21 protein-coding genes are annotated in these 23637 nt (G+C 68.3%); 13 read left to right on the forward strand and 8 right to left on the reverse strand.

Going from position 1 to position 23637, the window contains the following annotated elements; all coding sequences use genetic code 11:
* Positions 1–176: 176 nt before the first annotated feature.
* From AX018_RS15840 to sctN, 7 genes are read left to right on the forward strand one after another with little or no spacing between them, the layout of a single operon-like run.
* Positions 177–392, forward strand: coding sequence for a hypothetical protein (locus AX018_RS15840; RefSeq protein WP_111879002.1), 216 nt, complete (start codon positions 177–179; stop codon positions 390–392).
* Positions 389–901 carry an HrpB1 family type III secretion system apparatus protein gene (locus AX018_RS15845; protein WP_111879005.1) on the forward strand — a complete coding sequence of 171 codons (513 nt, stop codon included), beginning with the start codon at positions 389–391 and terminating at the stop codon, positions 899–901. The genes AX018_RS15840 and AX018_RS15845 overlap by 4 nt, the downstream gene beginning before the upstream one ends.
* 38 nt (positions 902–939) lie before the next feature.
* The gene (locus AX018_RS15850; RefSeq protein WP_111879008.1) at positions 940–1317 is read left to right on the forward strand and encodes a type III secretion protein; all 378 of its coding nucleotides are present in this window, start codon (positions 940–942) and stop codon (positions 1315–1317) included.
* A gap of 10 nt (positions 1318–1327) precedes the next feature.
* Positions 1328–2155 carry a type III secretion system inner membrane ring lipoprotein SctJ gene (sctJ, locus tag AX018_RS15855; protein WP_111879010.1) on the forward strand — a complete coding sequence of 276 codons (828 nt, stop codon included), beginning with the start codon at positions 1328–1330 and terminating at the stop codon, positions 2153–2155.
* The gene (locus AX018_RS15860) at positions 2152–2793 is read left to right on the forward strand and encodes a type III secretion protein HrpB4 (protein WP_111879012.1); all 642 of its coding nucleotides are present in this window, start codon (positions 2152–2154) and stop codon (positions 2791–2793) included. The genes sctJ and AX018_RS15860 overlap by 4 nt, the downstream gene beginning before the upstream one ends.
* The gene (gene sctL / locus AX018_RS15865; protein ID WP_111879015.1) at positions 2787–3749 is read left to right on the forward strand and encodes a type III secretion system stator protein SctL; all 963 of its coding nucleotides are present in this window, start codon (positions 2787–2789) and stop codon (positions 3747–3749) included. The genes AX018_RS15860 and sctL overlap by 7 nt, the downstream gene beginning before the upstream one ends.
* Complete coding sequence (gene sctN, locus AX018_RS15870; RefSeq protein WP_111879019.1) at positions 3742–5061, forward strand: type III secretion system ATPase SctN; 1320 nt, start codon at positions 3742–3744, stop codon at positions 5059–5061. The genes sctL and sctN overlap by 8 nt, the downstream gene beginning before the upstream one ends.
* Before the next feature lie 223 nt (positions 5062–5284).
* Here the strand turns inward: sctN and AX018_RS15875 are convergent, their stop codons facing one another.
* Genes AX018_RS15875 through AX018_RS15890 form a run of 4 tightly spaced genes read right to left on the reverse strand, consistent with a single transcriptional unit; the run spans position 5285 to position 8907 of the window.
* A complete protein-coding gene (locus AX018_RS15875; RefSeq protein ID WP_146749340.1) occupies positions 5285–6043 on the reverse strand; it encodes a hypothetical protein in 759 nt (252 codons plus the stop codon).
* 20 nt (positions 6044–6063) lie between these two features.
* Positions 6064–7932: a hypothetical protein gene (locus AX018_RS15880; RefSeq protein ID WP_245951585.1), complete on the reverse strand. Its 1869-nt coding sequence runs from the start codon at positions 7930–7932 to the stop codon at positions 6064–6066.
* A gap of 4 nt (positions 7933–7936) precedes the next feature.
* Entirely contained in the window at positions 7937–8425 is a 489-nt protein-coding gene (locus AX018_RS15885) for a hypothetical protein (protein ID WP_111879035.1), read from the reverse strand.
* A complete protein-coding gene (locus AX018_RS15890; protein WP_111879038.1) occupies positions 8422–8907 on the reverse strand; it encodes a hypothetical protein in 486 nt (161 codons plus the stop codon). Before AX018_RS15890 ends, AX018_RS15885 begins: the two co-directional genes overlap by 4 nt.
* 303 nt (positions 8908–9210) lie before the next feature.
* Between AX018_RS15890 and AX018_RS15895 the strand changes: the two genes are divergently transcribed.
* Positions 9211–10599 (forward strand): leucine-rich repeat domain-containing protein, encoded by a 1389-nt coding sequence (locus AX018_RS15895; RefSeq protein ID WP_111879040.1) that lies wholly within the window; start codon positions 9211–9213, stop codon positions 10597–10599.
* Between the two features lie 500 nt (positions 10600–11099).
* Here the strand turns inward: AX018_RS15895 and AX018_RS15900 are convergent, their stop codons facing one another.
* From AX018_RS15900 to AX018_RS15920, 4 genes are all read right to left on the reverse strand, one after another.
* On the reverse strand, positions 11100–13292 hold the full coding sequence (locus AX018_RS15900; RefSeq protein ID WP_245951586.1) for a pectate lyase: 2193 nt from the start codon (positions 13290–13292) through the stop codon (positions 11100–11102).
* An 830-nt stretch (positions 13293–14122) separates the two neighbouring features.
* Positions 14123–15721, reverse strand: coding sequence for a hypothetical protein (locus tag AX018_RS25285; protein ID WP_245951596.1), 1599 nt, complete (start codon positions 15719–15721; stop codon positions 14123–14125).
* A gap of 436 nt (positions 15722–16157) precedes the next feature.
* Entirely contained in the window at positions 16158–17030 is an 873-nt protein-coding gene (gene sctT, locus AX018_RS15915; RefSeq protein WP_111879048.1) for a type III secretion system export apparatus subunit SctT, read from the reverse strand.
* A gap of 9 nt (positions 17031–17039) precedes the next feature.
* On the reverse strand, positions 17040–17582 hold the full coding sequence (locus AX018_RS15920; protein WP_111879051.1) for a type III secretion protein: 543 nt from the start codon (positions 17580–17582) through the stop codon (positions 17040–17042).
* A 242-nt stretch (positions 17583–17824) separates the two neighbouring features.
* Here AX018_RS15920 and sctU point away from each other — a divergent pair, with 242 nt between their 5' ends.
* From sctU to sctR, 5 genes are read left to right on the forward strand one after another with little or no spacing between them, the layout of a single operon-like run.
* Positions 17825–18880: a type III secretion system export apparatus subunit SctU gene (gene sctU / locus AX018_RS15925; RefSeq protein WP_111879053.1), complete on the forward strand. Its 1056-nt coding sequence runs from the start codon at positions 17825–17827 to the stop codon at positions 18878–18880.
* Positions 18881–18937: 57 nt separating this feature from the next.
* Positions 18938–20992 carry a type III secretion system export apparatus subunit SctV gene (gene sctV / locus AX018_RS15930; protein WP_111879055.1) on the forward strand — a complete coding sequence of 685 codons (2055 nt, stop codon included), beginning with the start codon at positions 18938–18940 and terminating at the stop codon, positions 20990–20992.
* 13 nt (positions 20993–21005) lie between these two features.
* The gene (locus AX018_RS15935; RefSeq protein WP_111879056.1) at positions 21006–21833 is read left to right on the forward strand and encodes a type III secretion HpaP family protein; all 828 of its coding nucleotides are present in this window, start codon (positions 21006–21008) and stop codon (positions 21831–21833) included.
* A gap of 4 nt (positions 21834–21837) precedes the next feature.
* Complete coding sequence (gene sctQ, locus AX018_RS15940) at positions 21838–22971, forward strand: type III secretion system cytoplasmic ring protein SctQ (protein ID WP_245951587.1); 1134 nt, start codon at positions 21838–21840, stop codon at positions 22969–22971.
* Positions 22968–23630, forward strand: a complete 663-nt coding sequence (gene sctR / locus AX018_RS15945) for a type III secretion system export apparatus subunit SctR (protein ID WP_111879059.1) — start codon at positions 22968–22970, stop codon at positions 23628–23630. Before sctQ ends, sctR begins: the two co-directional genes overlap by 4 nt.
* Positions 23631–23637 lie beyond the last annotated feature (7 nt).

Below are 23637 nucleotides of genomic sequence, written 5' to 3' on the forward strand. Positions count from 1 at the left end.
CAAGAGCAGAACATGAAGAACCAGGAGGCATTGACCGATGCCAGCACGAAGAACATGGCCAAGCAGGCCCTGCTCAACTTCCAGAAGGAAATGGCGGAAATGAACGCCAAGACCATCGGTGCCATGGGCAAGGGCCTGTCCGGTCTGGCTCCGTCCTGATGCGCACCGGACATGGCATGGAACAGCCTCTCCACAAGAAAGGAACGCTCATGTCCTATGCCATTTCCCTGGCCGTGGCCACGCTCTCCTGCGCGGCCTACGCCATCCAGGTGCATGCAGGCGCGGAGACCGCCGGGCAGCCCCCGCTGCGCGAACCGGCTCCGCTCCTCGGCCACAGCCCTTCAGCCCCTTCGCCCGCACTAAATCAACAACCAAGGGAGATCGCGCAATGAACCCCAAACTCTCACGGCGAGAAGTGGTCGCAGGCCTCATCAATCTGGCGACCAAGGCGATCGAACACCAACACACGGATGATGCGGTCGAGATCCTGCAAGGCGCGCGGGTGCTCCGCCCCAGAATGGTGGAGCTCGATCTGCTCGAAGGCTGGATCTGCATCCAGCGGGGAGAAATCCACGAGTGCATCCGGCTGATGCGCAACGTGGAAGACAGCCCAACCCACTGGGGCATGGCCAAGGCCATGATGGCCAAATGCCAGCAATTCCTGAAAGACCCGGCCTGGGAAGCCAATGCCAATGACGTGCTGTCGGGGTGCAAGGACCCCACTGCGCTCTACCTCGTCCAGCAACTGGGCTCGAAGCACCACGGCGGCCTGCCGGCCTATGAAGAGGCGCCCGCCGCCCCGGCGCCCGAACCGACCTCCCAGCCATCCATCCTGCAGCCGCGCAAGTTCGCGCCGGTGGATCCGCTGACCAATCCCTTCGTATTCCAGCTGCGCGCCTGAACCAGGCGCGCGCACCCACCGCCCACAGGACCTCCGCCATGAACGCCCTCCAAATGCCCGTCATTCCCACGTCTGCCATCGAACCGGGCTCGGCATCGTCCAGCCCCATGAGCGCACTGGCGGAAAAATTCGCGCGCCTGATGGAAGGCTCGCCCCAGACGCCCCTGGCCGAAATGGCACCCGACTCCACCCTCGGCAATGCGCTGATGCACCAGGACGAGTCCATGCGCAAGACCATTCAGGACATGCACGCGCTGGCGCATGCCCAGAAGGAGGGGCTGAACGACATCGACACGACCTCCCGGCAGATCGAGCTCATGTATCGCGTGTCCGGCATGCAGTTCCAGTTCCATGCCATGGTCTACCTGGCCCAGAGCAGCAAGAGCGGCCTGCAGACCCTGATGCGCAACCAGTGAGGGCCACGCCATGACCCCCGACCGCTCATTGCCCCATCGCATCGCGTTCTCGGCACGCCGGTGGCTGATGCCCCTGCTGGTCCTGCTGGTTCTCGCGGGCTGCAAGACCGACCTCTATACCAAGCAGACGGAATCCGACGCCAACGACATGGTGGCAGCTCTCCTGGAGAGCGGCATCGAGGCCGGCAAGGCCACCTCCGACGCGGGCAAGACCTGGAACGTGCAGGTGGAAAAGGACAACGTCGTGCGCTCGCTCGCCGTGCTGCGCTCCTATGGCCTGCCGCGCGAGCGGCACGTCACGCTGGGCGAGATGTTCAAGAAGGAAGGCCTCATCTCCACGCCGACCGAAGAGCGGGTGCGCTTCATCTACGGCGTGGCCCAGCAGCTCGAAGCCACGCTGTCCCAGATCGACGGCGTGGTCACCGCGCGCGTGCACATCGTGCTGCCCAACAACGACCCCCTGGCCGCGACCGTCAAGCCCGCGAGCGCCTCGGTCTTCATCAAGTACCGTGAAAACGCGAACCTCGCCGGCCTGGTGGCCGGCATCAAGAACATGGTCGCGCGCAGCGTGGAAGGCCTGACCTACGAGAACGTGACGGTCACCCTCGTGCCCGGCATGCCCATCGCGCCCGCCCCGGCGCCAGAGCCCGGGCGCACCGGCCTGTGGGCCGCCCTGGTCACGGCACTGTTGCTCGCCCTGGGAGCCGCCGGCGGCTGGATCTTCTGGAAGCGGCCGCAGTGGCTGCCTGCCGCGCTGCGGCGCAAGATCAAGCCGGCCGATGCGCAGTCCACGCCGGCCCTGCCCACCACGCCCGCCACGGAAGGGATCGCCGCATGAGCCGGGCACGCGATCTCGCACGGCTGGCCTGCGAACTGCAGGCCCGCATCGACGCACTGCCATCCCAGGTGGACCCGAGCTGGCGCACGCCGGTCGGCCTGGCCGGCTCCGCGGATGACACCCCGCCCCCGCCGGAGCTGCCACCCGAAGTGCGCGGAGCCTTCTCGCAGGCCTGGTATGCGCAGCACTGCGGACCGCTGCCGGCGCTGGAGCAGCTCGAAAGCCTCGGCGCCCAACTCGCGCTGCTGGACCGCCAGGCCCTGCTGGCGCGGCTGTGCGCGCTGGCGCTGCTTGGGCGCCCGGGGGTGCTGCGCTGCTGTGTCCAGCGCGGCGCGCGCACCGCCCTCCAGCAGGCCCTGGGCCCGGCATTCCCCCAGCTGCGCGCGCGGGAGGGCGGCCCCGCCGTTCCCGGCGACGTGGCCGCCTGGCCGCCGATCGCATGGTCATGGGTGGGCTACCGCGAACTGGCCCGCATGGGTGCCTGGCCCCACCGCGGCCTGCGCCGCATGGTGCGGCTGGCGCTGCCCGTCTCGCGCGCCGGCGCGCCCTCGCTGCGCCGCGTGCCCCGCGCCTCGACCGCCGCTGGCGAACGGCTGGCGGCACTCGAAGCGCTGTTCACGAAAGGCGCCCCATGCTGATCTGGTCATCGCCCCGTGGAGCCAGCCTGCGCGCGAGCGGGGGCATTCTCCGCTCGCACGAATTCCTTACCGCCACCGACGCCGTGACGCTGCTGGACGAGGCCCGCGCGGAACAATCCGCCCTGCTGGACCAGGCCCGGCGGGACGCCGAGATCCTGCTCGCCACCGCCCACCGCGATGCACGGGAGATCCAGGAGCAGGCCTCCGAGGAAGCCCGGATCTTGCTGGAACAGGCCCGCGAGGAGGCCGCCATGCAGACCGAGCGGGGCTATGTCGAAGGATCGGAAGAGGCCTCCCAGGAATGGCATGCGCGCTTCGCCGAACTGCATGCCACGCACGAGCAGGCCATGGCGGGGCTGGAGCGCCGCCTGGCCGCCGTCGTGGCCACCGCCGTGGAACGGATGGTGCATGCGGAACCCCGCGAGGCCCTGCTGCGCCGGGCCCTGCTGACGGTGCGCGACACCCTGCGCGAGGCCCGCACCGCGCGGCTGCGCGTGCACCCGGCCGATGCGCCCGCCGCCCGGGCCGCGCTGGCCGCGCTGGAGAACGATCCCCAGGCACCGCGCGTGCAGGTGGAGACCGATGCCGCACTCGCCCCGGGCAGCAGCGTCTTCGACGCCGACATCGGCCGGCTCGACACCAGCCTGAAGGTGCAGCTGGCAGGCCTGCGTGGCGCGCTGGACCGCGCCGTCCGGTATGCGCTGGAGGCACCGCTCACGGCCGAAGAGGCCCTGGACAGCGATGGCGACGACGCGGGAGACGATGACCCCGCGCCGCCCGCCCCGGACGACGCCCCGCCACGCGGCGAACCGCCCCTGGTCCTCGATGCCATGCCGGACGCCGATCCGCGTGAAAGCGATCCCGCCGATGGCCCGCACGATGCCGACGGCATCGTCGTGGCCTATGCACGGCACATCAGCGAAGACGACGCCCCCGAGGAACACGACGATGACTGAACTCTTGAACATCGCGCGATGGATGGAGCGCGAAGTCGCCGCGGCCCCGCTCGTGCGCCGCAGCGGCAAGGTGGTGGAGGTGATCGGCACGCTGATGCGCGTGACCGGGCTCGATGCCAAGCTCGGCGAACTCTGCCACGTGCTCGATGAGCACGGCGACCTGCTGCAGGCCGCCGAGGTGGTCGGCTTCGCCAACGGCCAGAGCATCCTCTCGCCCTTCGGCTCCATCCTGGGCGTGCGCGGCGGCTCGGCCGTCGTGGGCCTGGGCGAGGTGCTGTCGGTGCCCGTGGGCCCCAAGCTGCTGGGCCGCGTGATCGACAGCCTGGGCCAGCCCATCGACGGCAAGGGACCGCTGGAATGCACCGAGACGCGTCCCGTGTTCGCGCTGCCCCCCACGCCGATGGAGCGCGAGATGATCGAACACCCCCTGCCCACGGGCGTGAAGGCCATCGACGGCCTCATCACCCTGGGCGAAGGGCAGCGCATGGGCATCTTCGCGCCGGCCGGCGTCGGCAAGAGTACCTTGATGGGCATGCTCGCGCGCGGCACGCAGTGCGACATCAGCGTGATCGCGCTGATCGGCGAACGCGGCCGCGAAGTGCGCGAGTTCGTGGAATTCATCCTCGGCGAGGAAGGCATGGCCCGCTCCGTGGTCGTGTGCGCCACGTCCGACCGGTCCTCCAGCGAGCGCGCCAAAGCCGCCCACGTGGCCACGGCCGTGGCCGAGTACTACCGCGACCAGGGCCTGAAAGTGCTGCTGATGATGGACTCGCTCACCCGCTTCGCGCGGGCCCAGCGCGAGATCGGCCTGGCCGCCGGCGAACCCCCGGCGCGCCGCGGCTTCCCGCCCTCGGTGTTCGCCGAGATCCCTCGCCTGCTGGAGCGCGCCGGCATGGGCGCGCGCGGCTCCATCACCGCGCTCTACACCGTGCTCTACGAGGACGAGAGCGGCAACGACCCCATCTCGGAGGAAGTGCGAGGCATTCTGGACGGCCACATGATCCTCTCGCGCAAGATCGCCGCGCGCAACCAGTACCCCGCCATCGACGTGCTGGGCAGCCTCTCGCGCGTCATGTCGCAGATCGTCCCCAAGGACCACCAGCAGGCCGGTGGACGCTTCCGCCAGCTCATGGCCAAGTACGACGAGATCGAACCCCTGGTGCAGATGGGCGAATACAAGCCCGGCAACGATCCGCTGGCCGACGAGGCCATGGAAAAGTACCAGGAGATCCGCGCCTTCCTGAACCAGTCCACCTCGGACCTCTGGGATTTCGAGCGGTCCGTCGATACCCTGGCCGGCATCTCGGGCTGACACCGGCAGCGCCTGCGAGCCCGTGCCCGCAGGCAGTGCCGCGCGCGCATCCCGTCTCCCGCCCCCCTGCCGTGCCCACGCGCCACGGCAGACCCCGCCTCTTCCTGGCGAAGCAGCCGCCCGCGATGCCGGGCGTCTCCAAAAGAAAAACCCCCGACGGCATCGATTCCGTCGGGGGCCTCTGGATGACAACGCGCGCAGGCGCCGCCGTTGTCTGTCCGTCTCAGGCCTCACCCGCCACGGTGGCCATGGCGTCCGCCTCGGACGCCGGACTGAAAAGCCGCACATACGACACATAGACGCCGGAACGCGTGAAATCGTCGGACACGAAGGCCTCGTACTTCGCGCGCAGCCATTCGCCCGAGGTCGATCCCCCGCGCCGCAACTGCTCGAAGATGTCGCGGCGCAGCTCGCTGATGTCGGCCTCCGTCATGCCGCCGCGGCGCAGCGCCTCCAGTGCCTCGTCGCGCGGCAGGCCGAGGATGGACACCCGCGGGCCGCCAACGGGCTCGGCCCGCAGCAGGATGCCCACGATGGCGGCCGTGCGCTCGACGATGACTTCCCGCAGCTCTTCCTCGGCGAAGGCCGCGCGCAGCGCCTTCCAGTTGGCCTGCAGCGGAGCGGTGCGCAGGGCCTTGCCCCGGCCACCGAGAAACTCCACCACCTGCCGCATCTGGCTGCGCTGCATGGCATCGATCTCGCAGAGCTGGAAGCGCTCCAGCAGCCGCTGCGCGGGCGACGGCGGAGCGCCGTCCTGCACCCCTGGCGCATGCGCGCCATCGTGCCGCAAGGATGCGCCGGTGCGCCCCGGCGGCACGGCCCCGGCGCGGCGCCGCGAAAGCGGCCGCAGCGCCGAGGCAGGCCCCAGCGGCAGGCGGGAGACCCGCCGCCTCCAGGCCGCTTCCCACAGCGCACTGCGGATCCGGCCCCCCAGCCCGGCGCGGGCCGCGCCGGCAACGGATAGAACGGAAAGAGTCGACATGGAGGACCTCCGGCCAAGCCTCAGACGTTCTCGGGACCGCGCACAGGCGGGCGCGGCTGGTTCTCCGCGGCGCGCACGGCGCCATCGGCCTGCCAGGTGGACCCGATGGTCTTGTAGTTCGCGGCAGCCCATGCGCCCACGGCCCCGTTGGTCAACAGCGCGCTGACGGCAGGCGGCAGATCCTTGGTCAGGAAACTCACCAGGTCGCCCACGGAGTTGGTACTGTCGAGGATAGCGACACGGGCCGCCACATGGTCTTTCAAGCGGCCGAAGTCGTTGCCCTTGATGTGGGGCGACAAGGTCTGGAGCGAGTGCGACTGCAGGGCCTCCTGCTCGGTGACCGAGAACCAATCCGCCGTTTCCAGGGCAGTATTGATGCCGAACTTGACCATGGCCATTTTGGTGACAGCCTCCCATGCTTCGCCTTTCGAGAGCCCCGGAACCTCCACCCCGCGCAAGACATCGCGCACGTTGTCGGTGCTGATGTTCTTTGGCAAAACCAGCCCGGGCAATCCACCCCAGGCGTATCCAGCCACCACATTGGCGCCGCCATAAAACAGCCCCGCGCTGTTGAGATGGCTGCCGCTGACGCCATGGCTGTGGTCTTCCGGCGTGAGTTTTACCATGCCCCACTTGGACTGGATGGCATCGCGCATTACCGAGTATGCGAGAACCTTGGCTTCGCTGGCGATCGAGGCCGCCGCGAGGGAGTTGTCACCCTTGACCGTACCATAGATCGCTAAGCTCACATTAGTCATGAGGGATGCCACCTGCAGCAGGGTCACCCGGTTCGAATGCTTCTGCTGCTCCGCGCGCAGCGCATCCTTCTCATCAGGCGTCTTTCTTGCCCATTCGTCAGGGCTGAGCGCGTGGAAGCCACGTGCCGCCTCATCGGGATTGCGGCGCTCGCGGGCCTGGCGAAGCATCTGCAGCGAAAAGTTGGTCACGCCCATGCCCACCTCGATGCCCAGCAAGGCCCCCGCAGGCAGGTGGCGCAAGCTGGCCCGCAAGCCTTCGGCCGCCACCTCGCGCGCCAGCGTGGTCACCCCCACCGCCACGCCCTGGTGGGTCAGATGGCCGACGATGGCGCCCATGACGCGCTTGTTGGGTGTCAGGAGAAGGTCCTTGGCCGCGGAAAGTGCACCGCCGCCTGCCTGCAGGAAATTGCGGGAGTACGACGTGACGCCATAGGCTGCTCCATAGCCCGTGGCCGCCACCGCGCTGCCCACCGCCTGCTTGGCCGCCCCCAAGGCGATGCCGCCCGCAGTGCCGGCATCCGAGAACGCGGCTTTCATCATGGCCTTCCAGCTCTGCCGGGGCGGCACGGTGTTCTCCTCGCCACCCTGGTGGCCTGCCTGGGAAATCTCCAGAGGAGGCACGGTGTTCTCGCCATTGCCCCGCTGGGACCCCTGAGGACGATCCAGGGAAATCTCGAAAAGATCCTCGGACCCGTTCGATTCACGGCCAACGCCCTGCCGAAGCTCATGCAGACGATCCTGGGGAAGCTCGAAGAACTCCTCGGACATGTTCGATTTACGAGCCGAGGACACATCCGCTCCGACGATGTTGTCGAAAAATCCTTCTCGGTGCCGGTAGTCCTCCGAGGTGATTTTGCTGCCTTTGCGGAGAGGCGCTTCATCGTGCGTTGGGGATGACCCCATCTGCAACGATACCCTGCGCCGCGAGGAGGTCTCGCCCCCATCGTGGCGCAAGGATGACTGCCGGGGTTGTGGCCCATCAGGATTGATTTCGTGCCTGCGGCTGCCCGTGCCGGATGACGTCCGGGAGTGGGTTCCGCTGGTCGAAGATGATTGCCCGTCTCCCTGCACAGGCGCTCGGGGCTGGCTTCTGGAGACGGGAGGCTGGTTCGGCTTGGAATTGATCGTCATGGTGTCACTCCTGGCTGGCCCCGACAGCGGCCACGGTGTTGGCGGGAGCGCCGGCGGCCTCGGGATGGCCGGGCACGGCAAAGCCTTGGGCAATCGCGGCCATCTGCCGGACTCCGTTGGCGAGTGCATCTACGTCCCCGGCGGGCCAGCGGCCCACCAGCACGGGACCGCCCAGGCCGCGCGCGAACACCACGCCGATCTTGACGAACAAATGCATGTTGGCGGCCAGGGCGGCCGCACTGCGCGCGGGATCTGCGAAATAGGCATCCCCCAGGTCCACGGACAGCAACAGGGTGTCTTCATCGGCATTGGCCGCGACACCCACCCGGTGGCTCTCCAGCTCGAACCGGCCCGTGCGCGCGGCCTCGCGGGCCTGCTCGGGCGCGGCGCCCAGCTTGAGCGCCGTTTCGCGCACCAGTGCGATCACAGTGCCCGAGGCCTCGAACTCCTGCTCGGAGGCCGGTTTTTCAGAAAGGGTGGCGGGTGCGTTCATGCGGACTCCTCCTGCGAATTCGCGGCCAGCGCCACGACCTGTGCGCCGGCCGCCACGGCCAGGCACAGCGACAACATGCCGTCGAAGTTCGCCGACAGCATGCGCGGGTCTTTCAGATCGGGCTCGAGCGGCATCATCAGCACGCCATCCCCGCGCTCTTCCAGGCTGAACGCCCAGTCGGCCAGCAGAATGGCCTGCCCGTTGGCCAGCAGCAGCGCCTCGGCCCATCGGGCCTCGGACACTTCCTCGGGACGGCGCACCACGGCCGTGGCGATCCACCGCCCATCGTCCCGGTCGGACAGGGAAGCGATGCCCAGCAAGATGCCGTCCGCCATGACCATGCCCTGCTCGCCGAACGCCTGCACCGACGCATCATCCGCCCCCATGAGCCGCAGCGCGGCTTCCACGCAGGCACGGCGTGCGGTTGAAAGATTGGATTGCGGAGACTGCAATGCCTCCCTCGACTCTGTAGTTGTAGTCATACTCCTCCTGCACTGTGATAGGGCCCCACATGTGAATTTCCGGGGGGGCGGCGGATATGCACGCGCACCGTGCCGACACAGTCGGGACCAGGGCGGTCGGAACTGCTGGGGCCATGCTAGGAAGCGCCGTGCGCGCGCACCGGCCGCACGCGAAGCCGCGTACGGCATGGCGAAGGCTCCGCCACAGGCTGTTGGCGAAGCACGGGCAAGCTCGCATGTCCATCGATTGCTTCGCCCTCCATGTGCGCATGGCACGGAGCTGCGCATACCGTGCGATGCATAACCACTTCGCATGGAAGACTCATGACACCTGCCTCCCTGAACCATGCCGCGGATGCCCTCGACGCCGAAGAACGCACCGTTCGCGATGCCCGTGGCCTGCTCGCGCTATGCCGGGACGACATGCTGCAAGGCCTGCGCAGACTCACGCTGCGCGGGGACTTCTCCGACGAGGACCTGCGGCACCTGCCCGCGACGCTGAAGACGCTGGAGCTGGCCGAATGCACCGCCATCACGGCCAAGGGGCTCTCCCTCCTGCTCTCGCTGCCGCTGGAGACGCTGATCCTGCGCCGCATCCCGATGGCACCCGATGCCTCGGAAGTGCTGGCCTGCCACCCGGGCCTGGCCACGCTGGACATCGGCCAGACGGCCGTGGGCGATGCCAGCGTGCGTGCGCTTTCCCGGTCGCAATCCCTCACGGCGCTGCGCCTGAACGGCTGCGCCCTCACGACCGCGGCCCTCGCGGCGCTGGCAGGCCATCCATGCCTCACCCACCTCGAAGCGCGCGGCAATGGCCTGGGCCCCGAGGCGGCCGCCGCACTGGCGCAAAGCCGCAGCCTGACCACCCTCGACCTGGACGACAACCGCCTCGGCCCCGAGGGCGCTCAGGCGCTCGCACGCCTGCACAGCCTGCAGTCGCTCTCGGTGAACCACAACGCCATCGGCGACGAGGGAGCCCGCGCATTGGCCGGTTTGCCAAGGCTGCGTTCGCTCTCCGCCCATGGCAACCAGATCGGCGAGCCCGGCGCGCTTGCGCTGGCACGCAGCCCATCGCTCGACACGCTCGGGCTGCACCGCAACCGCCTGGGCGACCGCGGCGCCTGGGCGCTGTCCACGATGCACACCCTGCGATCCCTCAGCCTCTCGCGCAACGGCATCGGTGCCGGGGGCGCGCAGGCAATCGCATGCATGCCGTCCCTGCTGACACTGGTCATCGCCCACAACCCCCTGGGCGATTCCGGGGCGCAGGCCCTCTCGACATCGGCCTCGCTGCGCTTCCTGGATGCGGGCGATTGCCAGGTGGGCGACGTGGGCGCCTCGGCCCTGGCGCTCTGCGGCAATCTGGTTTCACTGGTGCTGAACAACACGCTGTCGGGCACCGTCCGCATCGGCGAACGGGGGGCCTGCGCCCTGGCCGCCAGCACCTCCCTCGTGGAACTCGACCTCGAAGGCCAGGCGGTCGGTTCGGCGGGCGCCCGCGCGTTTGCCGCCAACCCCTACCTGCGGCGCCTGAGCCTCGCGCGCAACGAAGTGGGCAACGCGGGAGCCCATGCGCTGGTCGGCAGCCCCACCCTGGCCAGCCTGGACCTCTGGAACAACCGCGTGACGGACAAGGGGCTGGGCTACCCCTCGGCGCCGTGGTCACGCCGGCGCAGCGCCGCATCGCGCTGGATCAGCCGCGCGATGGGCTGAAGCCAATCCCGCCCCGATAAGCAGGGGAATCAACGCCGCGATGAGGATGGCAGGAGCCCCCTGCCTTCTTCACGCGGCGTATCTGTTTCTGCACCTGCCTGAGAACGTGTTCACGATCTGAGCGTGAGCAGCCATCGCGCACCCTTCGCACGTCACGCCTCTCTGCGCAGGGATGCCCTCTCACCCGCGATCGCCCTGCGCGAGCGGGATGGCGTACTGGCGACCACCTGGCGACAGCCCCTGATGCACCGAGGCGGCCGCACCCCGAGTCGCGCCGCCCCATGCAGCCACGTTTCAGGACGCCCTCACGCCGGGCGTCGGAGTGCGCGCAGCCACCACCCGGTACAAGCCTGTCTCGACCGGCACGCATTGGACAGACATGCCTCGGCCACAACGAAAAAAAGCCATGGGGTACGGCATCCGTACCCCATGGCGTTGCTCGAAATATCCGGGCTTGAAGCCACCGGAAGGCGCCAGGCCCTCCGGCGGCCCATACCCCATCAACCCGAGTATTTCTTCCAGCCGCGATTTTCAGCGCCTTGGACCTGGGCCTCCTGGGGCGCGATCACATCGTTCGGCGTATTCGTGATGGTGTTTCCACTCAGCTGGATGTTCGCTTTGGTGGCATCGGAACGCACCACGGCCTCCTTGCCATTGGTGAACGAGGAGTTGGTCACCGAGATGTCGATCGGGAAGTCCTTGCCGCCATTGGTGCGCACGGCCTTGCCGAAGGTATCGCCGGTGAAGTTGTCCAGCTTGAAAGAGCCGCCGGCATTGAGCTGGAAGATCTTGTCGTTGGCATTGAAGGCCGAGCTGTTCGTGACCTCCACGTTGCCCGGGCCCTTCATGGTGAATGCATCCTCGCCAACGTCGGCCCACTTGATGCGATCGAGCTTCGCGTCGCCCATGGCATGGATACCGTCAGCGCCGGAGAGTTCGAGGTTGGAGATCTTGGAGCCGGACTCCATGCGGACCAGCTCCTTCTGCCCTTCGGCCTGGCCACCATCGCCCAGGGCCGGTCCGGCCTTGATCTTGGCTCCATTGAAGTCCACATCGACGCCAGGAGGAATGACCCGGGTCTTGTTATAGATACCCACGCCATCCGCGCCCACCGAATCGGGCTTCAGCTCGGCCTGAAGCTGTTTGACCTGCGCATCGCTCAGAGGCTTATCGGGGTTGGTGGACTTGATGATGGGCTCACCACCCGTGCCCTTGGGCCCGGTGTCTCCGCTCACGCCACCAGAGCCCTTGGTCCCTCCAGCTCCTTCCGCTCCCTTGCTGCCAGCAGTACCGCCGGAGCCTTCGGCACCCTTGGTACCGCCGCTTCCGCCACCACCGCTGCCGGAGCCTTCGGCACCCTTGGTACCGCCGCTTCCGCCACCGCCGCCGCCGGAGCCCTCGGCACCCTTGGTACCACCGCTTCCGCCACCACCGCCGCCGGAGCCTTCGGCACCCTTGGTGCCGCCGCTTCCGCCACCACCGCCGCCGGAGCCTTCGGCACCCTTGGTACCGCCGCTTCCGCCACCACCGCCGCCGGAGCCTTCGGCACCCTTGGTACCGCCGCTTCCGCCACCGCCGCCGCCGGAGCCTTCGGCACCCTTCGTGCCGCCGTTTCCGCCGCCACCGCCGCCCGTACCCTGAGGACCGGAGGCGCCGCCACCGTTATCGCTGCCACCCTTGTCGGACGAGTCATCGCCAGGCTTCTTGCCCGTCAGCAGCTCCAGCAGCTTCATGAGGAGTTCCATGATCTGCTGCAGCGAACCCTGGCCCTTGTCGCCCTTGCCGTTGAGCAACTGGTCGATGCCGCTGGTATCGCCGTTCATGAGGGCATCGAGCAATTGCTTGATCTGATCGCTCTGGCCGGCGCCACCAGCCCCCGAAGCACCGCCTGCACCGCTCGGAGCACCACCGCCATCGGCGCTGCCTGCACCGCCGGCACCATTGCCGCCGCCCGCACCGCCTGCACCGCTGGCCGGCGAACTGCCACCACCATTGGGCGAGCCCCCGAGCAACTGCACGACCTGCTTCAGCACATCCAGGAGTTGCTCCAGAGAGTTCTGGCCCTTGCCACCCTGAGCGCCCTTGCCGTTCAGCAACTGGCTCAAGGCCTGCGTATCGCCACTGAGCAGGGCATCCAGGAGTTGCTTGGCCAGGTCCCCGACCCCGCCGCTGCCACCGGCATCGCCGCTGCCGCCTGCGCCACTGCTTCCGCCCGCGCCGCTGCTGCCATTCGTGCCATTGAACTGCGACTGGAGGTTCTTCAGGAAGTTGTCGGTGAAGCTATTCGCACCGCCGCTCTGGGAGTCGCCGCCCAGCTGATCCAAAGTCTGGTCGCCCACACCCAGCGCATTGGCCAGCTTCTGGGCGAGGGAATTCATCTTCTGGTCGTTGATGGTCTTGTCCAGGGCCTCGCCCAGGTTCTTGAACAGATCCGCGAACTGCTGCAAAGCGCCCCCGGGGCCGGAGCTGCCGCCACTCTTGGAGCCCCCGGGGCCGGACGTGGCGCCATTGTTGAGGTCATTGCCCCCTTTGCCGAGCTTGTCCTGCGCGGCCTTCAAGACCTGCTCGAGAATCAGCATCACGAGTTGCTGCAATGCGTTGTCCGAGCCGCTTCCCGACGAACTCAAGGAGTTGCTGGAGAAATTCAGGGAACTGGACTGAAACTGTGCCTGCTGAAGAAGAGAGACTGCCATGGATGAACTCCTGTGAAATGGTTGAAAGCAAACATCCACCTTGCGATGGAAACCAGAACGGGCCGAAGAAAGCGCATCTCTCCTGCGTCCCGCCTTCCAAACGATGGGTAGCCAGCCGGGCACGGGCCGCAACAGAGCGGACTCCAGCGCAGCGCGTGCATGCGACACATCCCGACCCCTCTCTCCCTGCCCCCGGATCCTTTTTTTCGCGCTCCTGGATACGGCCCAGCGATAGAAAGCGTGGAATCGTTCCCGCACGTTACGGGGCGGGTTTGACGCGGCTGACGAGATGAGCGAACGAGGAGCCCGGCATGCGAACCAAGCGATGGAACGGACCATCGCGGCAGCCTTCAATACGAATTCGCCGCGCCGTCGAACACCGCGCATTGCCGCAGGCCGTGCCATGGCTGCGCCCGGGCAAGGCGGCACGGCGAGCGCCCGAGGCTCCGTGGGACAGCGCCCCGGCCATGCCGGCGTGCACTGCCTGCGGACGCCACGAAGGCCATCGCTCGGATCTGGACAGGGAAGAAATGGCGCAGGCCCCGTGCAGTGCCCGCGTTGGCACCAGGGCCGGGCACGACGAGAGCCTCATGACCGGGCTCCGGGCCGGCACCACGGCCAGCCAGCCGAACGCCCCGGGGATGCCAGAGGCGGCATGCTGACTGCAGCCCCCGTCCGCGCGCTGAAAACCGGGGGACTCGAAAGATCGCTATCGGCCATGTACCCGGCGGTCCGCGCGGACCCTGCGCCAGGCCACGGCTCCATGGCAATGCGCCCGGCGGGGAACCCTTTCCATGGGTTCCCCGCTTCGGGCGGGATACCCATGCCTATCAGCGGCGAGCTCCGGCATCCGAACCCTGAGGTGCCGGCGCGGGCGCCTGGGCCTTTTCCGGCTCGGGGGTGGGTGTCTTGCTCGGCTCGGGAATGGGAGCGGGAGCGGGAGCGGGGGTAGGGGTGGGGTTGGGGTCCACTTCTTCCGTGGCCGGTGGAGTGGTCCCCTTGTCCTGGACATTCGTGCCACGGCCATCATCCACCCCTTGCGGCGCGGGAGAGCCGCTGTCGCCGGAGCTGCGCGGTGCACCGCCGCCCGAACCCTGGGGTGCCGGAGCAGGTGCAGGAGTGGGAGCCGGCGCGGGTGCCGGGGCCGCGGCGGGGGCAGGCGCACCGCCGCCGCTGCCCGAACCCTGAGGACCGGAAGCCCCACCGCCACTGCCGCCGCCGTCCTTGTCGGAGCCTTCGTTGCCGGACTTCTTGCCCATCAGCGTCTCGATCAGCTTCATGAGCAGTTCGAGGATCTGCTTGAGCTGCTCCAGGCCCTGCTCGCCCTTCTCGCCCTTGCCGTTGACCATGTTGTCGACACCGCTGGTATCGCCCTTCGTGAAATCGTCCAGCAGCTTCTTGATCTGATCGCCCTGGCCAGCGCCATTCACGCCGGGAGAGCCGCCACCGCTGCCGCCGGCATCCGTGGGGGAACCACCGCCACTGCCGCCAGCACCCGTGGGCGCACCGCCGCCACCGGCACCGGCCGGGGCACCACCACCCGCGCCGCCCGCGCCATCGGCACCGCCTCCGCCACTACCGCCACCGCTGCCGCCGGCACCACCCGCGCCTTCAGCGCCGCCGCCGTTGGCCGAGTTCTGGCCACCGGCCTTGAGCGCCATCTGCAGCAATTCGATGAACTGCTTGAGAACGTCCATGAGCTGGTCGAGCGACCCCTCGCCCTTGCCACCCTTGTCGTTCTGGGCACCCTGCAGGTTGTCCAGGGCCTTGCTATCGCCCTTGAGAAGCCCTTCCACCAGTTGCTTGGCCAGGTCTCCGATGCTGCCGCTTCCATTGCCGCCGCTACCGCCGCCGACACTGTCGCCGCCGCCAACGCCGCCGCCACCGCCAACACTGTCGCCGCCGCCACTGCCACCACCACCGACGCTGTCACCACCGCCTGCAGCGCTGCCGCCGCCCGCGGCGCCACCGCCATTGGAGAGCGATTCGAGGTTCTTCATGAAGTCCTTGGCGAAATCATTGAAGCTGCCGTTCTGCGCGCCGTCGTCCATCTGGTCCAGCGTCTTGCTGTCGGTGCCCAGCGCGTTGGCCAGCTTCTGGGCGAAGTCGTTGGCCTTCTGGTCGTTGCCCGACTTGTCCATGGCTTCGCCGAGATTCTTGAACAGGTCGGCGAAGCGTTGCATCGCCCCTTCAGGGCCGGAGCCGCCGCCACCCTTGGCACCGCCGGGGCCGGAAGCGGAATCGCTGCCGCCGACGCTCTTGTCGTCGCCCTTGCCGAGCTTGTCCTGCAGGGCCTTGACGACCTGCTCGAGGATCAGCATCACGATCTGCTGCAACGGGTTTTCCGAGCCGCTGCTCGATGAATTCGACGATTCATCGGGAAAGCCCAGGGAAGTGGGCTGGAACTGTGTCTGAAGAGAGACGGCCATAGATGAACTCCTGAGAAATGATTGAAAGAAGGCCCTGCCTTGCGGCACAGGCCTGAACAGGCCGAAGAGAACACTCGCTCCCCGCGACCCCTCCCGAGCGATGGGCCACGTCCCTGTGCGGGCACGCGGCACATCCCGACCCCGCCCCTCGCCGAGGTCCTGCACGCCACACGCCCAGGCACGTCGGCACCCGGCTTTCGGGAGTGCCAGTGCATCGCGCGGACACGGGACATCAGTTCCTGCGACAAGGGGCAGGAGATCGTTTCTTCACGTTAAAAGGCCGGTTTGACACGGCGGAAGGTGCACGCGAAAGAGGCTGCGTGGATGCGAACCAAACCGTGGTTCGCGGTACACCGCCATGCCTCCTGCGGCTTCGCAACCCAAGAGATCCATGCGCGGCATCGCGCAGTGATCTCTGTCCGGTGGCAACCCCTTCTCAGCGGCGGTCGCCGGCTCCTGCGCCCTGGGGAGCCTTCGCCGGGGGATCGGCCTCGCCGTGCGCGAAGGTGCGCTCCAGGCGCTGCGCCACGGGCCGCAGGGTGAGCTGGGCACGCACCTGGTGAAAGAAAACGCCCACCAGCATCACCAGAAGCAGCATCGTGGCGGCACCCTTGAGAGGCTGCGCCAGGCTGCCGGGCTCAAGCTTTTCGGCCGCCTTGCTCAGCAGCCCCACACCCAGATCGATGAGCATCAGCGTCACCAGCACCGGCCCCGCGATCTTGATCACGGTCTGCGCATAGCTCGATATCTCGTCGGGGAAGAAGCGCTCCATGAGCACGGGCCAGCTCGGCAGCATGCCGGTGAGCGGCCACCACTCATAGCTGTCGAACAGCAGCCCGACGAACACGAGCATGCCCCCCAGCATGTAGAAGCCCACGATGGCGAGCTGCATCAGCAGGTTGCCCACCGGCGTGCTCTGCTGCCCGCTCAGCGGATTGGTCTGCTGGATGTTGTTGTAGCCCGCCTGGTTGTCGATGAGCATGCCCACGCCTTCGGCCACCCAGAACACCAGCGACACGGCAAAGCCGATCAGCATGCCGATGACGGCCTCCTTGAGCACGAGCCCCAGGAAGACCATCGGCCCCATCGACGTCAACAGCCCCGAGGGCTGCCCCCATGCGACGAAGCCCCCCAGTATCAGCACCGTGCCGTTGCGGACACGCCCCATCAGCAACTGGTCGTTGGTGGCGGGAAGCACCAGCATGGCCGCGTAGAAACGCGTGCAGCAGAGCGCGAGCAACCCCAGCATGCCCTTGAAATCCGCGCCCAAGCGAAAGAGCGCGAAACCGTTGTCGACGTAGCCTTCCATGTCAGCCTTTCATGCGCCGTGAGGCACCTGGGCATCTGCGCGCATGGCGGCCCGCTTGCGATCGCGCGACGCGGCCAGCATGCGCGCCACCGCCGTTTCCTCGGCTTCTTCATCCTGGGCGTCTTCCTGCGCGCGATCGGCCGCGGCAATCGCAGCCTCCAGGCGCTCGCGCGTGGCCTCCAGCTGCTGCTGCGCGCGGCGCAAGGCGACTTCGCACGCATGGACATGGCCACGCGCCGCATCCACGCGATCCAGGGCCTGGGCCGTGTTGCGCGCCGCATCGGCGCTGCGTCCTTCCGCCTCGGTCAGCAACATCTGCAGGGTGATGGCATCGCAACCGAGAAAGCGACTGCCCTCCCCGGTCGCCGAGAAAAGGCGATCCCGCGCCGCGCCCTCCCCGTTGCGGGCCTCGGCTTCGGTCGACTGCGCCTGCGCATGCGCATCCTCCTCGCCACGCAGCGCGCGGATGCTGTCCTGCAGGGTCGCCTCGGACTGCTCCGCACGGCGCGCCTTCAGGCGCACAAGCGTGCGCAGGCCCTTGATCGTGCTCACTGGTTCTCCATCGGCCGACACCCGCCGACCCGCTGTCCGCGAGCCTAGGCGGCACGGACCCTTCACCCGACAGGCGCACCGAAGGCGAACACGGGCAAGCGAAGCCGTTCGCCGGGCGCCAGGCCATCGGCGCCTGGCTTCGCACGCGCCGGAACCGCTTCGCCCCGCACCGGCCCGCGGCGCCCCTGCCCGCCTAGATTGGACATACCGCGCACTCCGCGCGCCCAACCCTCTGGCCTGCCATGTCGGAAAAAACCGAAGAGCCCACAACCAAGAAACTCAAGGATGCCCGCAAGAAAGGGCAGACCGCCAAAAGCCAGGACATCGTGGTGGCGGCCATCCTTGGGGCATCGCTGCTGGTGCTCACGGGCGCCGGCCCCATGCTCTACGACCGCCTGCGCCGCATCGTGACGACCGCGCTGGAACAAGGCATCCAGGCACGCGACACCCAGCAGTTGCTCGCGCTGCTGTCCTCGATGGTATTGGACGGCATGGTGGTGGCTTTCGGCATGGTGATCGTCTCGGTGCTGGTGGGTGCGCTCGCGCTCATGCCCCAGGTGGGATTCATGATCACCTTCGAGCCGCTCACGCCCAAGTTCGACAGCCTCAACCCGGCGGAGGGGCTCAAGAAAATGTTCAATGCGCGCGCGCTGATCGAGTTCGCCAAGTCCGTCCTGAAAGCCGTCGTGCTGGGCGCCGTTCTCTGGAAGATCGTGACCGGCCTCGTCCCGCTGCTCGTGGGATCGGTCTATCTCACGCCCGAAGCCAGCGGCAAGATCGCGTGGAGCGCGCTGCTGCACCTCTTCTCTTTCGCCTGCCTCGTGTTCGTGGTGATCGGCCCGGTGGACTACGGGCTGCAGCACTGGCTCTTCATCCGCGACCAGCGCATGAGCAAGGACGACGTCAAGCGCGAGAACAAGGACAGCGAGGGCGACCCGCACCTCAAGGGCCATCTGAAGTCGCTGCGCGAGGAAATGGCCACCAGCCCGCCCCAGGAGCGCGTTCCAGGCGCCACGGTGGTCGTCACCAACCCCACGCACTACGCCGTGGCGCTGCGCTACGAGGCGGGCGTGACGCCGCTGCCGGTGGTGGTGGCCAAGGGCATGGACGAGCAGGCCGCCGTCATCCGCGGTCTGGCCACGATGCACAACATCCCCCTCATCGCCAACCCCCCCCTGGCGCGGGCCCTGCACAAGCTGCCCCTGGACCGCCCCATTCCGGAGGAGCTTTTCGAAGCCGTCTCCGTGGTGCTGCGCTGGGTGGCGGAACTCGAAAAGCTGAGCGGCGCGCAGCGATGACGCCTCTTTGTTGACCCTTTCTTTTCTTCTCCGATCCACCGTCTCCAGGAAACACCCATGGCCCAGCGAATCGACTCCACCCTCGTCAATGACCTGACGATGGCCGGCTTTCTCGTCGGCGTCATCGCGCTGATGATCCTGCCGCTGCCCACGCTGCTGATCGACACGCTGCTCGCGATCAACCTGAGCATCAGTGTCCTGCTGCTGATGACGACGCTGTTCATCCCGGATGTGCTGTCGCTCTCCACCTTCCCCTCGCTGCTGCTGTTCACGACGCTGTTCCGGCTGTCGCTCAACATCGCATCGACCAAGGCGATTCTTCTGCACGCGGATGCGGGCCACCTGATCGAGAGCTTCGGCCAGCTCGTGGTGGGCGGCAACCTCGTCGTGGGGATCGTGGTGTTCCTCGTGATCACGATCGTGCAGTTCATCGTGATCGCCAAAGGCTCGGAGCGGGTCGCGGAAGTCGGCGCGCGCTTCACGCTCGATGCCCTGCCCGGCAAGCAGATGAGCATCGACGCGGATCTGCGCGCGGGGCTGCTCACTCCCGACGAGGCCAAGACCAAGCGCGCGCGCCTCAGCATGGAGAGCATGCTGCACGGCGGCATGGACGGCGCCATGAAGTTCGTGAAGGGCGACGCGATCGCGGGCCTGATCATCACGCTGGTCAACATCCTCGCAGGTGTCGTGGTGGGCATCATGTACCACAACATGAGTGCCGGCGAGGCCGCCAACCGGTTCGCGGTGCTCTCGATCGGCGATGCGATGGTGTCGCAGATCCCCGCCCTCTTCATCTGTATGGCCGCCGGTATCCTGACCACCCGCGTGGCCGACGAGCACAGCAAGAAGCCCACCTCGCTCGGCGAAGACATGACCGAGCAGCTCACGCGCAACACGCGCTCCATGTACCTCGCGGGCGTACTCACGCTGGGCTTCGCGGCCATTCCGGGCTTCCCCGCCGTTCCCTTCTGCCTGCTGGCGGCCGGCCTGATCGGCGGCGGCCACTGGCTGTCCCGCCGGCGCAAGGCCGACAGCGGAAAGACCCATTCCAAACCCATCGCGGCCCTGCTGCGGGAGGGAGGCAAGGGCGATGGAACGGCCATCCAGCACCGGGCTCCCGAGTTCGCCAAACCCCTGTCGATCCGGCTCTCCGACGAGCTGGCCCGCCTCATCAATGCCGAGCGTCTCAACCAGGCGCTGAACAAGGAGCGCGAGGGACTGCAGACGCGGCTGGGCCTGCCCTTCCCGGGCGCCGCGATGTGGGTCTGGGACGGACTCCAGGACCTGCGCTACGAGATCCTCATCAACGACGTGCCGGTGGCCCAACCCCGCCTGCCGGGCGACATGCTCCTGCTGCTGGACCCGCAATCCCCGCTGGCCGCGCAGGCGGAGCGCCACGGGCCGGCGCTGGGCACGGCGGAGTCGCTGTGGCTGCCGCAGAGCGCGGTGCCCCCGGCTCAGCGCGCCAATGCCTGCCTGGAGGTGGAGCAGGTCATCGCGCGCGAGGTGATGGAGATGCTGCAGCGCCATGCCCATCTTTTCATGGGCGTGCAGGAAGTGCAGTGGATCATCGAGCGGGCCACGCCCGAGTACCCCGGCCTCGTGGCCGAGGTGCAGAAGGTCATGCCGCTGCAGCGCATGGCCGAAGTGCTGCGCCGCCTGCTGGAGGAGCAGGTTCCCATCCGCAACATCCGCAGCATCTTCGAGAGCCTCATCACCTGGGCCCCCAAGGAAAAGGACCTGCTGCTGCTCACCGAGTACGTGCGCTCGGACCTGGGCCGCTATCTCGCGCACGAGGCGGGCGGCGGACAGCGCCATCTCTCGGCCATCCTGCTCGCCCCGGAGATCGAGCAGGCGATCCGGGGATGCATCAAGCCCACACCCGCAGGCAACTATCTGGCCATGTCGCCCGACGATGCGCGCGACCTCACCGACCGCATCGCCGCCGTGGCCGGGTCCGCCTCGCATGGCGGCGTGGCACTCGTCACGTCGATGGACATCCGGCGCTACGTCAAGAAAATGATCGAGGGCCGGCTCGACTGGCTGCGCGTGTACTCCTTCCAGGAGCTGGGCAGCCTGATCGAACTGCGGCCGATCGGCCGCGTGGCCTAAGAAGCGCCCCGCCATGTCACGCGCCGATGCCGCTCCACGCGCCCGCCCGGGCCATGCCGCCGGCATGGGCCCGCAAGGCCTCCGCGACGCCTCCTCGGCCCTGGCGGCCGCCTCGGAACGCTTTCAGCGGCAACTGACCGAGCCCTCGGAAGGGGACGAAGCCGTCCTCCTGCTCTTCGACCACCGCGTGCCTGCGGGCATGCCGCGCCGCGAGGGCGGCGAACCCGATGGATCGGACGAAGACCGCCCTCCCCGCGAGCCACCCGGCGTCCTGCTTCCTCCCACGGGGCCCGCCGAGGCCGCGGAGGACACCGAACCCGGCCCGCCCCGGGAATGGAGCGAGGCGGACCGCGCCCCCGCGGAGAGCCCCATGGAGCCGCCCCGGCCCGAGGCGGCCCGGAGCGACGCCGGCGCGGCCGACTCGCAGCCACCACCGCCCCCGCCCTCCACCGCGAGGCAAGCCGGCTCCCGCGACGCCTCGGATCGGTCTCCGCAGGACGGGGACCGCCCGGCAGATGGTTCCACGCACCTCGCGGGCGCGGACGGCCCCTCCGCGACGGAGCCCCCCGCATGGCTGCAGGACACGGTCCAGCGCATTGCCTGGCTCTGCGCGCAGGCGGGCCCGTCCTTCCAGTCGTGGGCGGTCACGGTCCCTATGGACCCCGAAGTGCTGCCGGACTGCGAAGTCGCCCTCTCGATTTCGCCCTACGCGATGAGCCTTCGGTTCCGCACCGGCTCTCCGCGCTCGGCCCACCTAATCTCACTCCATCGCGATCCATTGCGCGCGCAGCTCGAAGCACTGAGCCCGGGCCAGCGTGGTATCGACATCGACCTGGAATGACACCGTGAACACCCTCGTGCAGACCCCGACCATGACCGACGATCTGGCCACCAGCCTGCCGGGCGTGGAGCCGGGCGAAGCACATGTGGCCCGCGTGGCCTTCGACCGGCGCTTCACGCGCTGGGCCAGCCAGCTCTGCCAGCAAGACGACGGCCGCGTGGCGGTGGCCCTGCCCGAGGCGCGCAGCGACGCCGTGGCACTGGAGTTCTCCTGTGTCCACGGACGGCTGGAAGCCTCGGTGCGGCTTTCGGCATGGCCCGCGCTCGAAATGGCCGCCCGGCTGACGAACGCGGCCCTGGCGCGGGACGTGGCGGAAGCCCTGCTCTCCGCACCCCTCGCGGCCCTGGGGCCCGCACTGCCGGGGTTGACGCTCTCGGGCATCGCCTTGCGGCCGGCCATGCGCGCGCCCCTGGAATGGGTGTGCGGCGGTATCCGGGTCGGCCTGCATGCGGTCGATGCGGGCGTGGCCACGCGGCTGCGCGCCGGCCTCGCACGCTTCGGCCAGGCCGATGGCCGGACCCTGTCGGGCCTGCGGCTGCCGGGCCGCGCACGCATCGCCACCCGCCACCTCCCGGCGGCCGATCTGGCCTCCCTGCAGCCCGGCGACGTGGTGCTGTGCGGATCGCTGTCGCCCTCGAGCCATCGGCGCCTTTGCCATCTCTCCTTCGGACTGGGAACCACCATGCAGATACCCGCAGAACTCGATCTGGACAGCGCGGAAGTCGCGCTCGGCGCAACGCCGCACGCGAATGACGACGACGCCGCCTGGAACACCCCGTCCATGCAGACAGCGCCGGGAACGCGGGGACCCGCCTCGCTGGCGCCCACGGACGACGGGCACGCCGACGGCAGCGATGACTACGCGGACACCGAGCTGCCCCTGGCCCACATCGGCGGCCTGTCCGTGCCGGTCGCCTTCGAAATCGATACCGCGCGCATCCGGCTGGACGATCTGGCGGCCCTCGGCCCCGGATCGGTGGTTCCGCTGGACATGCCGGCACGCGATGCCACGGTCAGGCTCGTCTGCCACGACCAGGTGGTGGGCTCCGGCCGTCTGGTCGTCATCGGGGAAAGCCTGGGCGTGCGCATCGAGCGGATGGCGCTCGACACCTCCGCCTCCTCCGGCCCCACGCCATGATGCCGATCTCGGGACTCGATCCCGTCTCGCTCGCGCTCTCGCTGCTGCTGCTGGCAGTGCTGCCCTTCGCCGCGATGATCGTCACCTCGTACACGAAGGTGGTCGTGGTGCTGGGCCTGCTGCGCAACGCGCTCGGCGTGCAGCAGGTGCCGCCCAACATGGTGCTCAACGGCATCGCCATCATCATCTCGGTGTACGTGATGGCCCCCGTGGCCATGGAAGCCGCCGACCGCATGCAGATGGCCCCGCCGGCCGCGCAGTCCTCCAACACCCAGCAGCTCCTCCTGGCGCTGTCGGCCGCGCGCGAGCCGTTCCGGCAGTTCCTCGGCAAGCACGCCGACCCAGCGGAGAAGGCCTTCTTCCTCAAATCCGCGCAGGCCCTGTGGCCCCAGGAGCGTGCCAAGGCGCTGCAGCCCGATGACCTCGTGGTGCTGGCGCCGGCCTTCCTGCTCACCGAGCTGACGGCGGCATTCCGCATCGGCTTCCTGCTGTACCTCGCATTCATCATCGTGGAGCTGGTCATCGCCAACGTCCTGCTCGCGATGGGCCTCTCACAGGTCTCGCCCACCAACGTCGCCATTCCGTTCAAGCTGCTGCTCTTCGTCGTGCTCGACGGATGGTCGCAGGTGATGCACGGGCTCGTGATGACCTACCGCTGACCCAGCA

This window comes from Paracidovorax anthurii, assembly GCF_003269065.1.
In the GTDB taxonomy this organism is placed as follows: Bacteria; Pseudomonadota; Gammaproteobacteria; order Burkholderiales; family Burkholderiaceae_C; genus Paracidovorax; species Paracidovorax anthurii.

Excerpts from the sequence above, each read along its gene's own strand:
- AX018_RS15890 (WP_111879038.1), bottom strand. The coding sequence starts at position 8,907 with ATGACTACAACTACAGAGTCGAGGGAGGCATTGCAGTCTCCGCAATCC.
- AX018_RS15885 (WP_111879035.1), bottom strand. The coding sequence starts at position 8,425 with ATGAACGCACCCGCCACCCTTTCTGAAAAACCGGCCTCCGAGCAGGAG.
- AX018_RS15845 (WP_111879005.1), top strand. The coding sequence starts at position 389 with ATGAACCCCAAACTCTCACGGCGAGAAGTGGTCGCAGGCCTCATCAAT.
- sctU (WP_111879053.1), top strand. The coding sequence starts at position 17,825 with ATGTCGGAAAAAACCGAAGAGCCCACAACCAAGAAACTCAAGGATGCC.
- sctN (WP_111879019.1), top strand. The coding sequence starts at position 3,742 with ATGACTGAACTCTTGAACATCGCGCGATGGATGGAGCGCGAAGTCGCC.
- AX018_RS15935 (WP_111879056.1), top strand. The coding sequence starts at position 21,006 with ATGTCACGCGCCGATGCCGCTCCACGCGCCCGCCCGGGCCATGCCGCC.
- sctL (WP_111879015.1), top strand. The coding sequence starts at position 2,787 with ATGCTGATCTGGTCATCGCCCCGTGGAGCCAGCCTGCGCGCGAGCGGG.
- AX018_RS15850 (WP_111879008.1), top strand. The coding sequence starts at position 940 with ATGAACGCCCTCCAAATGCCCGTCATTCCCACGTCTGCCATCGAACCG.
- AX018_RS15875 (WP_146749340.1), bottom strand. The coding sequence starts at position 6,043 with ATGTCGACTCTTTCCGTTCTATCCGTTGCCGGCGCGGCCCGCGCCGGG.
- sctJ (WP_111879010.1), top strand. The coding sequence starts at position 1,328 with ATGACCCCCGACCGCTCATTGCCCCATCGCATCGCGTTCTCGGCACGC.
- sctV (WP_111879055.1), top strand. The coding sequence starts at position 18,938 with ATGGCCCAGCGAATCGACTCCACCCTCGTCAATGACCTGACGATGGCC.
- AX018_RS15895 (WP_111879040.1), top strand. The coding sequence starts at position 9,211 with ATGACACCTGCCTCCCTGAACCATGCCGCGGATGCCCTCGACGCCGAA.
- sctT (WP_111879048.1), bottom strand. The coding sequence starts at position 17,030 with ATGGAAGGCTACGTCGACAACGGTTTCGCGCTCTTTCGCTTGGGCGCG.
- AX018_RS15840 (WP_111879002.1), top strand. The coding sequence starts at position 177 with ATGGAACAGCCTCTCCACAAGAAAGGAACGCTCATGTCCTATGCCATT.
- AX018_RS15880 (WP_245951585.1), bottom strand. The coding sequence starts at position 7,932 with ATGACGATCAATTCCAAGCCGAACCAGCCTCCCGTCTCCAGAAGCCAG.
- AX018_RS15900 (WP_245951586.1), bottom strand. The coding sequence starts at position 13,292 with ATGGCAGTCTCTCTTCTTCAGCAGGCACAGTTTCAGTCCAGTTCCCTG.
- AX018_RS25285 (WP_245951596.1), bottom strand. The coding sequence starts at position 15,721 with ATGGCCGTCTCTCTTCAGACACAGTTCCAGCCCACTTCCCTGGGCTTT.
- AX018_RS15860 (WP_111879012.1), top strand. The coding sequence starts at position 2,152 with ATGAGCCGGGCACGCGATCTCGCACGGCTGGCCTGCGAACTGCAGGCC.
- sctR (WP_111879059.1), top strand. The coding sequence starts at position 22,968 with ATGATGCCGATCTCGGGACTCGATCCCGTCTCGCTCGCGCTCTCGCTG.